This window comes from Aeromonas sp. JL9 (genome assembly GCF_024436075.1).
Classification (GTDB): domain Bacteria; phylum Pseudomonadota; class Gammaproteobacteria; order Enterobacterales; family Aeromonadaceae; genus Aeromonas; species Aeromonas veronii.
On sequence record NZ_JANFNV010000001.1, the window covers coordinates 166,985 to 179,382 of the forward strand.

11 protein-coding genes are annotated in these 12,398 nt (G+C 61.4%); 9 read left to right on the forward strand and 2 right to left on the reverse strand.

Annotated elements, in window-relative coordinates:
- Positions 1-2 precede the first annotated feature (2 nt).
- The 4 genes from NOM06_RS00825 (at position 3) to NOM06_RS00840 (ending at position 4,896) form a co-directional block, all read left to right on the forward strand.
- The gene (locus NOM06_RS00825) at positions 3-1,022 is read left to right on the forward strand and encodes a glycosyltransferase family 2 protein (protein WP_255909175.1); all 1,020 of its coding nucleotides are present in this window, start codon (positions 3-5) and stop codon (positions 1,020-1,022) included.
- Positions 1,019-1,390 carry a GtrA family protein gene (locus NOM06_RS00830; protein ID WP_005338463.1) on the forward strand — a complete coding sequence of 124 codons (372 nt, stop codon included), beginning with the start codon at positions 1,019-1,021 and terminating at the stop codon, positions 1,388-1,390. Before NOM06_RS00825 ends, NOM06_RS00830 begins: the two co-directional genes overlap by 4 nt.
- Positions 1,390-2,556: a hypothetical protein gene (locus tag NOM06_RS00835; protein ID WP_005338464.1), complete on the forward strand. Its 1,167-nt coding sequence runs from the start codon at positions 1,390-1,392 to the stop codon at positions 2,554-2,556. Before NOM06_RS00830 ends, NOM06_RS00835 begins: the two co-directional genes overlap by 1 nt.
- Positions 2,557-2,784: 228 nt before the next feature.
- Entirely contained in the window at positions 2,785-4,896 is a 2,112-nt protein-coding gene (locus NOM06_RS00840; RefSeq protein ID WP_255909177.1) for an alpha-amylase, read from the forward strand.
- A gap of 75 nt (positions 4,897-4,971) precedes the next feature.
- Here NOM06_RS00840 and NOM06_RS00845 read toward each other — a convergent pair whose 3' ends face one another.
- Complete coding sequence (locus NOM06_RS00845) at positions 4,972-5,598, reverse strand: glutathione S-transferase (protein ID WP_255909179.1); 627 nt, start codon at positions 5,596-5,598, stop codon at positions 4,972-4,974.
- Positions 5,599-5,769: 171 nt separating this feature from the next.
- Here NOM06_RS00845 and NOM06_RS00850 point away from each other — a divergent pair, with 171 nt between their 5' ends.
- The 4 genes from NOM06_RS00850 to NOM06_RS00865 all read left to right on the forward strand — a co-directional run bounded on the left by NOM06_RS00850 (position 5,770) and on the right by NOM06_RS00865 (position 9,343).
- Positions 5,770-6,414, forward strand: coding sequence for a response regulator transcription factor (locus tag NOM06_RS00850; protein WP_005338467.1), 645 nt, complete (start codon positions 5,770-5,772; stop codon positions 6,412-6,414).
- A 113-nt stretch (positions 6,415-6,527) separates the two neighbouring features.
- Positions 6,528-7,124: a TetR/AcrR family transcriptional regulator gene (locus tag NOM06_RS00855; protein WP_235464122.1), complete on the forward strand. Its 597-nt coding sequence runs from the start codon at positions 6,528-6,530 to the stop codon at positions 7,122-7,124.
- Positions 7,125-7,206: 82 nt separating this feature from the next.
- Positions 7,207-8,085, forward strand: a complete 879-nt coding sequence (locus NOM06_RS00860) for an alpha/beta hydrolase (protein WP_255909188.1) — start codon at positions 7,207-7,209, stop codon at positions 8,083-8,085.
- A 112-nt stretch (positions 8,086-8,197) separates the two neighbouring features.
- On the forward strand, positions 8,198-9,343 hold the full coding sequence (locus NOM06_RS00865) for a patatin-like phospholipase family protein (protein ID WP_005347843.1): 1,146 nt from the start codon (positions 8,198-8,200) through the stop codon (positions 9,341-9,343).
- 29 nt (positions 9,344-9,372) lie between these two features.
- On the opposite strand, the gene NOM06_RS00870 is transcribed toward NOM06_RS00865, so the two are convergent.
- On the reverse strand, positions 9,373-11,325 hold the full coding sequence (locus tag NOM06_RS00870; RefSeq protein WP_255909190.1) for a monovalent cation:proton antiporter family protein: 1,953 nt from the start codon (positions 11,323-11,325) through the stop codon (positions 9,373-9,375).
- A 118-nt stretch (positions 11,326-11,443) separates the two neighbouring features.
- Here NOM06_RS00870 and NOM06_RS00875 point away from each other — a divergent pair, with 118 nt between their 5' ends.
- Positions 11,444-12,346: a GGDEF domain-containing protein gene (locus NOM06_RS00875; protein ID WP_005347848.1), complete on the forward strand. Its 903-nt coding sequence runs from the start codon at positions 11,444-11,446 to the stop codon at positions 12,344-12,346.
- Positions 12,347-12,398 lie beyond the last annotated feature (52 nt).

Here is a 12,398-nt window from a genome sequence, read left to right on the forward strand (position 1 = left end):
TTATGTCGCATCCAGATTTTCGACTCTCTCTGGTCGTTCCCGTTTACAACGAGGAAGAGAGCATCGATGCCTTCATCAACGCGATAGACAACGAACTGGCCCCGCTGAAAGACCAGCTTGAAATTGTATTCGTCAACGATGGCAGCCGTGACCGCACCCGTGAAGTGGTCGAGCAGGCCATCGCCCGCGATCCGCGCGTAACCCTTGTCAACCTGGCACGCAACTTCGGTAAAGAGGCGGCTCTGACCGCCGGTCTGCATCAGGCCAAAGGGGATGCCATCGTGCCGATGGACGTGGACCTGCAAGACCCGCCCGCCCTGATCCTGGAGTTCGTCAAACTGTGGCAGACCGGTGACTATGACACCGTCTACGGCATCCGCGTCGATCGCAGTGCCGATACCCCGATGAAGCGCCTGACTGCCGGTGGCTTCTACCGCTTTTTCAACGCCCTCTCCACCAGCACCAAGCTGCCGGAAAACGCAGGTGACTTCCGCCTGATCGACCGTCGCGTGGTCGAGGCGATCAAGCTGCTGCCGGAGCGCAACCGCTTCATGAAGGGTCTGTTTGCCTGGGCCGGTTTCCGTGCCGTTGGCGTCCCCTACGAGCGCCCGGCCCGTCACGCCGGTGAAACCAAGTTCAACTACTGGAAACTGTGGAACTTCGCCCTCGACGGTCTGCTCAGCTTCTCCAGCTGGCCGCTGCGGGTCTGGAGCTATGTGGGTGTCGGCGTCTCCTTCGTCGCCTTCCTCTACATCCTCAAGATCGTGACCCAGGTGGTCTTCTTCGGCATCGACGTGCCCGGTTACGCCTCCCTGATGTCCGTAGTGCTGTTCCTCGGTGGTATCCAGCTGCTGTCGCTCGGCATCATCGGCGAATACATCGGCCGCATGTTCGTGGAAGTGAAACAGCGCCCGGTCTACCTCATTGAAGGGGTCTATGGCCAGTATGCCAGGCAGGATGCGGCCACACCGCAGAGCGCTGACAGCAACCCGCAAGAGCAGCAGGAGCAAGCGCCTCAATGATCTCCCGCGAGGAATTCTGGCGGCTGGTACGTTTCGGTTTTGTCGGCGGGGGGGCTACCCTCGTCGACCTTGGCACCTCCATCGCACTGTTTCATACCTGGCCCACCATCTCGGAGCACCTGGTTACCACGCTGGCTTTTGCCATCGCGTTCTGGTTCTCCTTCTTTGGTCACCGCTACATCACCTTCCAGAAGCAGGGAGCCGCCAGCAAGTTTCTGCTGGTCGCCCTCTTCTCGCTGGCGGTGCGTAACCTGATCCTGAGCGGCCTGCTGTTTGCGGGGCTCTCCGGTCTGCTGCCGGTGGTCATCGCCACCCTGACCGTTACCGTCCTCACTTACGTTCTCTCTCGCGTCTGGGTTTTTGCCTGATGAATGATATGACCAATACTGCCCCGCTAACCGGGGCTGCACTCCCCTATCGCCCGTCACTGCGCATCAGCGGTCGTGACTGGCTGATGATCATCGCCGCCTTCATGTTGAGCCGGGTGGCGCTGTATGGCATGGGCTACTTCGGGGTCCAGCTCTATGGCTCCCCCGACATCGGCCCGCTGCAGGCCTATTGTCAGTTCGACTGCGTCTGGTTCCAGCGCATCATCGAGAACGGCTACGATCTCTACCCGCGCTGGCTGAGCAAGGGCAATGCGGCCAACTGGGCCTTTATGCCGCTCTACCCGATGGTCTCCGGTGCCATCTCCAACCTGTTCAATGTCGAGAGCCTGATCGGCCTCATCATTGTTACCAATATCTCCTTCTTCGCCAGCCTGCCGCTGATGCTGCTGGTGTTGCGTCAGCTCAAGCTGGGGGACGATACCGCCCGCTTCGGCGTCTGGCTGCTCGCCTTCTCCCCCTTCTCCGCCTACTTCGTCTCCGGTTATACCGAGTCGACCTTTATGGCGCTGATGCTGGGGATGTTCCTGTTCGCCTATCGGGAGCAGTGGCTGATGGTGGCCGTGCTGGGGGTCTGTATCTCCGCCACCCGCAACCTGGGAGTGATGATGGTCTTCCCGGTGCTGATCCTGGCGCTGCAAGCTTACGGCTGGCGGGAATTTTTCCGCTTTACCGAGCGCGCCTTCAAGGTGGTGTTCACCCTCTGGATGATCCCGTTTGGCCTGTTTGCCTACATGGTCTACCTCTATCACCTGACCGGCGATGCCTTTGCCTTCAAGCACATTCAGGTGGCCTGGGGTCGCTATATGGACAGCCCGCTGGACTGGTGGCTAAGCGGTTTCGAGCTGGGCGGCCGCAAGGCTTACCTCTCCATCATGGTGATCTTCGGCTGGTGCCTGAACGGCTACCTGTTCAGCCAGAAGCGCTGGGCTGAAGCGACCCTGATGTTCATCTGCTGCACCATCCCGCTGATGACCGGCCTCAACGCCATGCCGCGCTATATGTTCGGGCTCTACCCGACCCTGCTGGCCATCATTCTGCTGACCCATCGCTGGCCCGCCATCCGCCCAGCAGTGCTCTGTATCAGCGGTATGGTTGCCTCCTTCATCGCGGTGGCCTTCGTCAACTTCAAGTTCTTCACCGTCTGATGTGACGACGATGCCTGATACACCAAATGCCGGTCACATGACCGGCATTTTTTATAGGCACCATTTATATCGACAGAGCATCCCACCACTTCCCCGTCACACTTTCCTCGGCTTGAAAACGTAACCATTTGAACTGATGTCACAAATCGGCATTTTGCCGATCCAAGGCACTCTTTGCTGCTCCTAGAATGGGCCCTTGTCCGAACTGCCCTGCTCAAGGAATGGCTTATGCGTCGTGCTCATCACTTATCCCCTCTCTGGCTCGCCCTGCTGGCCGCCCCTCTGTTCACCCAGCAGGCGATAGCCGCCCCCGAGGTTCGCCTCTATGTGGATGGTCAACCGGTCGCAACCCCGATCGCGCTGGACAAGGGCACGGTGGAGCTGACCCATCCCCTTGCCAAGGGGAGCCACCAGATCCGCATCAGCGACGCAAGCAACAGTTGCGGTACCAGCTTTGGCCCAAGCGAGAGCAGACCGCTCCCCTTCGGCACCGCCCAGCCCATGGACAAATGCAGCAAGGATCAGAGCTTTACCCTGCGGGTGATGCTGGCCGGGGAGTATCAGTTCACCTTCAACCCGGATACTCCCAGCCTCAAGGTGTTGCGGGCGACCAAGAAGAGCGAGTTCAAGCGCCAGCCACCACAAGAGCCCTGCATCAGCTGGGATGGCGGCCCGGTCACGGTATCCCTGAAAGGGGTCTGGCCCGACGGCACCCGACTGAGGGATGCCTACTCGAAACAGGAGGCGGTGGTCAAACAGGGCAAACTGACCCTGACCCCGAGCAAAGAGAGCGGCGGCCTGCTGCTGCTCGAGCCGGTCAAGGCAGCCAAGCCAGCACCATTCAGCTGGGATCAGGCGAGCGTCTATTTTCTGCTGACCGATCGCTTCCACAATGGTGACCCCGCCAACGACCACAGCTTCGGCCGCCAGAAGGATGGTCAGGACGAGGTGGCCACCTGGCACGGCGGTGACTTCAAGGGGCTGACCGAGAAGCTCGACTACATCAAGAGCCTCGGCATGAACGCCATCTGGATCACCCCCATGGTGGAGCAGGTTCACGGCTTTATCGGCGGTGGCGAGCAGGGCAACTTCCCTTTCTACGCCTACCACGGATATTGGGCGCTCGACTTCACCAAGATTGACCCCAACTACGGCGATGAAGAGAGCCTGAAAACCCTGGTGGACGAGGCCCACAAGCGCGGCATGCGGATCATCCTCGATGTGGTGATGAACCACGCTGGCTACGCCACCCTCGCCGACCTGCAGGATTTGGGGCTCACCGAGCTGACCCAGAACACAGACAAGCTGCCGACCGTCTGGAACCAGTGGCTCCCGAGCGGCGGCCTTAACTGGCATGGCTACAACCAGTTCATCGACTATCAATCACCCGCGTGGAACAAGTGGTGGAGTGGTGACTGGGTGCGCGCCGGTCTGCCCGGCTACCCGCAGCCCGGCACCGACGATGTCACCGGCTCGGTGGCGGGGCTGCCGGACTTTCTGACCGAATCGGCCAAACCGGTAGGGCTGCCGCCGTTGCTGGCGGCGAAAAAAGATACCCTCGCCAAGGCGCAGCCCGACGCTACCGTGAGTGACTATCTCATCGCCTGGCACACCGACTGGGTGCGCCGCTTTGGTATCGACGGCTTCCGCGCCGACACAGTCAAGCATCTGGAGCCCGAAGTGTGGGCCAAGCTCAAGCAGGCGGGCACCGCTGCGCTCAAGGAGTGGAAGACTGCGAACCCGAGCAAGGCCCTCGACGATCTGCCCTTCTACATGGTGGGCGAGGTGTGGGATCACGGGGTGGCCAAGGATTTCTGGTATCAGAACGGTTTCGATTCGTTGATCAACTTCGACTATCAGCGTGAGTTTGCCCTGCCCCAGGCCCAGTGCATGGCCAGCGCCGAGCCCACCTATGCCAGCTACGCCAGCCGCATCAATCAGGATCCCGAGTTCAACGTGTTGAGCTACATCAGCTCCCACGACACCAAGTTGTTCTTTGGCGACTATCAGGACGTGCCGTTGCAACGCCGGGTCGCCAGCAGCTTCATGCTGCTGCCGGGCGGCATCCAGCTCTATTATGGCGACGAGTCCGGCCGCGGGCTGGCCAAGGATGGCGGGGTGTTCGATCAAGGCTTGCGCTCGGACATGAACTGGCAGGAGCTGGCCAGCGGAGACAAGGCCGAGCTGGTCAAGCACTGGCAGCAACTGGGCCAGTTCCGCGCCGCCCATCCGGCCATTGCGGCAGGCAGCCACCAGAAACTCTCGGATGCCCCTTACGCCTTTGTTCGGGAGAAGGGGGATGACAAGGTGGTGGTGGTCTTTGCCGGTCGGCAGAAGTAACTCTTGGGCCATATATACCAGCAACAGAGAGGGGAGCCAGTGGCTCCCCTCTCTCGTTTATCTATCTGCCAAGGCTCACTGTGACTGGCGCGCCGCCACTGGCCACTGCAGCCGCGCCTTGACCAACATCTCTTGCCACAGGGGCCAGGCCAGCAGCGCCTGCTGATAGGCTCCCGCCTGACCGGGCAACAGGATGCCGTAGCTGGCCAGCCGATAGGCCATCACGGCATAGAAGGCGTCGATAATACCCGCCTCGCCAAAGTAGAAGGGGCCCCGCGTCTGCGACCAGATCTCCTGCAAACGGGCCAGCTCACCGACCGCCTCCACCGGGGGATCGATACGGGTTGGCGCCCCAAGAAAGAAGGGGAGCAGAGAACGGATCTGCCGAAATCCTGCATGCAACTCGGCGCAGAGGCTGCGAGCCAATGCCCGTTCGGCCAGCGAAACAGGATAGAGCTGGCGGTCGGGACAGAGCTCGTGAACATATTCGGCGATGGCCAGCGAGTCGTGAACCCGCACGCCATCGTGTTCGAGCCAGGGCACCAGACCGGCCGGTGCCAGCCGCTTGAGCCGCGCCAGCGACTTGGCATCCTCCAGATCGAACACCTGCTCCTGCCACGTCAGCCCGCACATGGCGAGCACCAGTGCCGCCCGCATCGCCCAGGTGGAGCCGGTGCCCACCGCCAATACCAAGGATCCCATCTGTTGCCTCCTGCATGAGTTGCCTGCGACCAGCCGGTCTGCCCTTGATGGCAAAACATCCGATGGTCGCTTCACATTTGCGCACCGGCGGGTTTGACCCTCTTGGTGAGCGATGCTAGTTTGATTTTTCAAAACAATCAGTTAGCAACAATGTGAGCCATTAACCGAAATATGGACAGCCAATTTACCATCGTCATCGCAGATGACCACCCCCTGTTTCGGGGCGCCCTCTACCAAGCGGTGCACATGGCCATCAACGATGCTCAATTGCTGGAAGCGGACTCCATCGACAGCCTGACCAGCCTGCTCGGCGAGCACCCCGAAGTTGACCTGTTGCTGCTCGATCTCAAGATGCCGGGGGCCAATGGCTTCGAAGGGCTGGCCCACCTGCGCGGCCAGTATCCCGACCTGCCGATCGTGGTGGTCTCCGCCTCGGAAGATGCGGCCATCATCCAGCAGGTGTTGCGGCTCGGGGCGCTCGGCTTTATTCCCAAATCGGTGCCGATGAAGGAGCTGGTCAACGCCCTCAATACGGTGATCGGGGGGGATAACTGGGTGCCGGAAGGCATCTCGCTCCATCCCGAATCGGAAGATGGCCCCGATTTCGCCAGCAAGCTGGCCAGCCTCACCCCCCAGCAGTACAAGGTGCTGATCATGCTGCGCGATGGCAGCCTGAACAAACAGATCGCCTGGGAGCTCAACGTCTCAGAGGCCACCATCAAGGCCCATATCACCGCCATCTTCAGAAAACTGGGCGTCAAGAACCGCACTCAGGCGGTTATCGCCCTGCAACAGCTCGATATCAAGGAGAGCTGATCCCAGCGTGCAGTGACACGCGCGAGACGACATAGCCAGCCATGCTGGCTATTTGTTGCTCGACAATTAGCACGATCGTACTTTATGCTGCCAGCGCCAACGAGGAGAGAGTGATGAGCAAGGGGCGCCTAACCCGGGAAACCATTTTGCAGACTGCCTTTGAGCAGGCGAGCCAGCAAGGGCTGGAGAGCCTGACCATTGGCTCGCTGGCCAGCGCCTGCGAGATGTCGAAAAGCGGCCTGTTTGCCCACTTTCAATCCCGCGACAATCTGCAGATCGCCGTGCTGGAGTACGCCGCCGAGGTGTTCCGGCTGCGGGTGATCCAGCCGGTACGCCAGCAGGAGCACCAGAGCCAGCACGACAAGCTGATCGCCCTGCTGCGCGCCTGGCAGGCATGGAACCACTGCTTTGCCGGACGCTGCATGTTCCTCGACGCCTGGACCTCGGTGCAGGATGGCCATGAGCAAAAGAGCCCTGTACAACAAGCCGCTAGGCAACTGGTGCGCTTCTGGCTCGACTATCTGGCCCGTCAGGTGGTGCAGGGTCAGGCCGCTGGTGAGTGGCGACAGGAGATGGATCCCTGGCGCGCCGTTTACCGCCTCTATGGCCTCTATCTGGCGGATCAGGTGTTCAACGACCTCGAACTGTGTCAGGATCCGGCCCGCCACTTCTGGCCCGAAGTGGACGCTCTGCTGAGCAGCTGGCGCTAATGTTTTGGCATCCGTTCAATACAACTTTTTAAAAACCGACAAAAAAGCACGACCGTTCGCACATAAAAACCACAGGATGACCATGAGCAGCAAGATCTACTTCAACACCCGCCGCTTCAGCCCGAGCAAATGGCTGCTGGGTATCGGCACCCGGTTGCACCACAGACTCGCCCCCAGCCATGCCAAGCGCACCGCCAGCAAGTTGCTGCTCACCCCCCAGCGCAACCAGCGGGATGGCAGCGAACCTGCCGGTCTGGTGAAACAGGCCGTTCATACCAGCGAAGGGACGCTGATGAGCTATCGGCTCGGTCAGGGGCCACTGTGGCTGCTGATGCACGGCTGGTCCGGCAGCGCCAGCCAGTTCTATCCGCTGATGAGCCATATCGCCGCGCAGGGTTTCACCGCCATTGCCTACGATCATCCGGCCCACGGCCAGAGCGCAGGCAACACCGGCCACCTGCCCCGCTTCGTGCGCGCCTTCGACGAGCTGGCGAGCAAGTTGGTCAGCGAAGCAGGCCCGCTGCACGGGGTCATCGCCCACAGCATGGGGGGCGCCGTCACCCTCTCCAGCCGTCAGCCTGGTATCGATGCCCTGCCACTGCTGTTGATTTCGCCAGTGCTCGACTATGTGCCCCAGCTCTACGGCATGGTGGCACGCTCCGGCTACTCCATCCGGTTGTTCGATGCGGTGGTCAAGGAGATTGAGCAAGAGTACCTGCACCCCTTGAGCACGGTCGATCCGCTGGGGCGGCTCGCCAGTCGCAGCGGCGCGGCGATGATAGTGCACGACGAGGAGGACAGGTTTGCCCCGCACGGCGATTCCTTGCGGGCCAGTCAGGAAGGTCATACCCGGCTGGTGAGCACCCGGGGTCTGGGCCACGGTCGTATCCTCGCCAGCACCCCGGTATTCGCCGCCTTCGATCAGCTGGCGCGGCCGGAAAATCCTCACCGCGCCCTTTGACATGGGGCCATGAAAAAAACGGGCAAGCGCCCGTTTTTATATTTGATACAGCGCCTTATAGTTAATTTGTCAGTGGGAACATTCTTGTCAGAACACAATAAGGCGCCAGCATATGGCCAGACCCAATACAGCGTTGTTGCTCACCGGTGGCGGTGCCCGCGCCGCCTATCAGGTCGGCGCCCTCAAGGCGATTGCGGAGCTCTACCCGCGTAATCTCGGCATCCCTTTTCCCATCCTGTGTGGCACCTCGGCGGGGGCTATCAATGTCACTGCGCTCGCCTGCTACGCCTCCTGCTTCCATCTGGGGGTGCGCAAGCTGGAGTGGGTCTGGCGCCGCTTCGAGACTCACCACATATTCGATTTTCACCCAGGGCGCCTGCTGTGGCGGTTGATGTACGAAGGGTCGGCGGGGCTGATCAATCCCCACACCAACCACGCCTTTCACCTCTTTGACAACGCGCCGCTGCACCGCCTGCTGGATCAGCTCATCGACTATCACCGCATCGATGACAATATCCTCTACGGCAGTCTGGAGGCGCTGGCTATCACGGCATCGGATTACGACGACGGCCTATCCACCACCTTCTTTCAGGGTCGGGCCGACCACCATCCTTGGGAGCGGGCCAGACGGCGCGGGGTTCGCACCGTGCTTACATCGGAGCACCTGCTCGCCTCCTCGGCGTTGCCCTTTGTCTTTCCTGCCACCCGGATCGGCGAGAAGTTCTACGGCGACGGCTCCATCCACCAGCTGAGCCCGCTCAGCCCCGCCATCCATCTGGGGGCAGAGCGGATCCTGCTGATCACCCTGGATCCGCCAGCCCACTCGGCGCCGACCCATCACCACGGCCATCTCACCAGCTCCAATATTGCCAGCCATCTGCTCGATACGGTCTTTACCGACACCCTCAACTCCGATCTGGAGCGGCTGTGGCGCATCAACCAGACTCTGGATCTGATCCCTGAGCGGGAGCGCAATCGCCTCAAGCTGAAGCGGGTGGAGACCTGCGTGCTAAAACCGAGTCAGGATCTCGACACCATCGCACTGGCCTACCTGCGCAAACTGCCGCTAAAGTTGCGCCGCCTGTTGCGGGTGCTGGGCGTGAAGGGGGATGAGACCAGCAGTCTGGCCAGCTTTTTGATGTTCTATCCGGGTTATTGCCAACAGCTGATCAAGCTGGGCTATCAGGACACTCTGAGGGAGCGGGAGCGCGTCGTCGCCTTCCTCGATATCGAAGGGCTACCAAAAGAGCGGGAGTAAAGGAGCACGGCCGATGAGTGTGAGGGGACTCAGCGCCCCTCCAGCAAACGCTGCTCCGCCTGCTCCATCGCCACCACGGTACCAAACAGGATCAGCCGGTCACCGGCCGCCAGCACCAGCTCGGGTCTGGGTTCCAGACTCTGATCCCCGCGCTGCACCTCCTTGATCCGCACCTCATCGAGCGGCAGCTCGCGCACTTCATGGCCCACCGCCCACGCCTGATCGTGCAGCAACAGGGGATGGAGGCGTTCAAGCAGCTGATCTGCCTCCAGATTGCTGGCACTCTGATCCCCCCAGTAGAAGCCGTGCAGGAAGCGATACTGACTGCTGCGCTCCAGCTCCATCCGGCGGATCACCCGACCGATGGGGATATCGCAATTGAGCAGCAGGTGGGAGACCAGCATCAGGGCCCCCTCCTGGGATTCGGGGATCACCTCAAACGCCCCCGCCTGCTTGTACTGCTCCAGAAAACTGTCATCCCGGGTACGCACCAGCACCTTGAGATCCCCCGCCAATTCGCGGATCAGTGCCAGCATCGCCTCCACCCGCTTGCGATCATCGAAGGTGATGATCACCAGCCGCGCCCGCAACAACCCGGCGGCCAGCAGAATATCGCGGCGGCTGGCATCGCCGAAGGCCACCTGCTCCCCCGCCAGCTTGGCCTCGCTCACCCGCTCGGGGTCGAGGTCTAGGGCCAGAAAGGGGATCTCCTCGATCTTGAGAAAGCGGGCACAGGTCTGCCCCGCCCGGCCAAACCCGGCAATGATGACGTGCTGGTTTTTGCTCAGACCCGACTGGGCGACTTCGGAGCGGGTCAGCAACGCCGGATCGGTCAGGCTGCGGGCCAGCGAATGGGCCTGGGTCACCAGCCAGGGGGTCATGGCGATGGAGATGATGCCGATGCCGATCAGCATGGAGACCAGTTGTTGACCCAGCAAGCCGTGGTGGAGCGCCAGCGCCAGCAGCACGAAGCCAAACTCCCCCACCTGACTGAGCATGATGCCGGCGGCCATGCTGTCGCGCTTGCGCTCCCCCATCAGCCGCCCGGCCAGCAGCACCAGCAGGGATTTGCACAGCACCAGCAACACCACGCAGATCAGCACCTGCCACCAAGCCCGCGCCACCAGCTCCCACTCCATGGCCATGCCGATGGTGATAAAGAAGAGACCCATCAGCACATCGCGAAAGGGCTTGATGTCTACCTCAAGCTGATGACGGTAGTGGGACTCCCCCAGCATCATCCCCGCCAGAAACGCCCCCAGCGCCATCGACAGCCCGAGCGAATGGGTCATGTAGGCAGCCAGCAGCGCCACCAACAGGGCACTCAGCACGAACAACTCGTCGGAGCGGGCTCGCGCCACCTCGTGAAACAGCAGCGGCAGCAACCACTTGCCCACCGCCAGCAGAGTGAAGAGAGCAAACAGCCCCTTGAGGGTGGCCCAGGCGATCTCGGCGGCCAGGGCGCTGCCCTGCACTTCCGGCTGGGCGAGGATCGGGATCATCACCAGCAGGGGCACCACCGCCAGATCCTGAAACAGCAGCACGCTCACCCCCAGCTGGGCGCGGCGGGTATGGAGCTGCTTCTGCTCGCCGAGCTGCTTGATCACCACAGCCGTCGAGGAGAGTGCCAACGTTCCCGCCACCACCAGCGACTGGGCCAGACCCAGCCCCCACCACCAGCCGATGGCGAAGAAGAGCAGTGACGTGAGCAGCACCTGCAACATCCCGACCCCCAGCACCAACCGGCGCATCGCCAGCAATTTCGGCAGGGAGAACTCCAGCCCCAACGAGAACATCAGAAAGACGATCCCCAGCTCGGCAATGGTCTGCATGATCGACTGGCCGGTGATCACCGCTAGCCCGTGGGGGCCGAGCAAGACGCCGGCAATCAGGTAAGCAAGGATGACCGGCAAGCCGAGGCGCCGGAAAGTTGCCACCAGCAGGACGGCGGCGAACAGCAGGATCAACAGGTCGGTGTACAAATTTTCCTCTCCTTTTATCGACTTAAGCTTAGTCAGCCGATCTGGCGGGCAGGAAAGATATATTGGGCATGCCAATTGCATGGAGGAGACAGTAGTCAGGTGTTACAGGTGGAAGACCATGGAAAATACGTCGTCACTTAATGGCTTTAGCCATGGCATCGAGCAGTGGGTTCGCCAGATGGAGCGGCTCACGCCGTTGCCCAGCGTTGAACGCAACCAGTTGCTCGAGCAGTTGTTGGGGCAGAGCGATCTCGGCGGTCTGCTGACAACTTTTGCCGATCGTGCGGCAAGAATTGTCAGGATCCACGGTCTCTACCTCGATTGTGGACAACCCCATGTGCTGATCCAGCACCCGCCGCTGGCCACCCTCAACCTGCACAACTATCCGTTCGAGCTGCGCGGTCAGCATGGCCAGCTGCTCGGCCAGCTCCACTACGAGCTGGAACATCCGCTGAGCGGCAGCCAGCAACGGGTACTGATGCAATACCATCAGCTGCTCTGCCTGCTGCTGCCCCTCTATCTGCGGCTGGAAAAACTGGATCAGCTGGTCCGGCTCGATCACCTGACCGGCCTTGGCAACCGCTCCTACTTTGACGAAGCCATCGGCCGCGCCATCGAGCAGCACAGCCGCGAGCCCCACGGTCTGGTGCTGGTGCTGCTGGATCTCGATCGCTTCAAGCAGATCAATGACACTTGGGGCCATCCGGTGGGGGATCTGGTGCTGAGCCGCTTCGCCCAGCTGCTCAAGGGGTGCATCCGCAGCACGGATCAAGCCTTCCGGCTCGGGGGAGATGAATTTGCCCTGCTGCTGCAACCGGCCGAACCCGAGGCGTGGCGCCCGGTCTGGCTGCGACTGCAGCATATGTTGATGACCAACAAGGAGCTCAGCACCTTCTCGGTCGGATGCAGCCTTGGCGCCGCCAGCTGGCAATCCGGGGTCGATGTGCCGAGCCTCTACGAGGCGGCCGACAGTCACCTCTACGCCCGCAAGAAAGCAGGCAAGGCCAGCCCTAACGAATAATCCCGAACTCTTCTTTGCTCCGGCACATGCGCACCATGTGACCGGAGCTTCT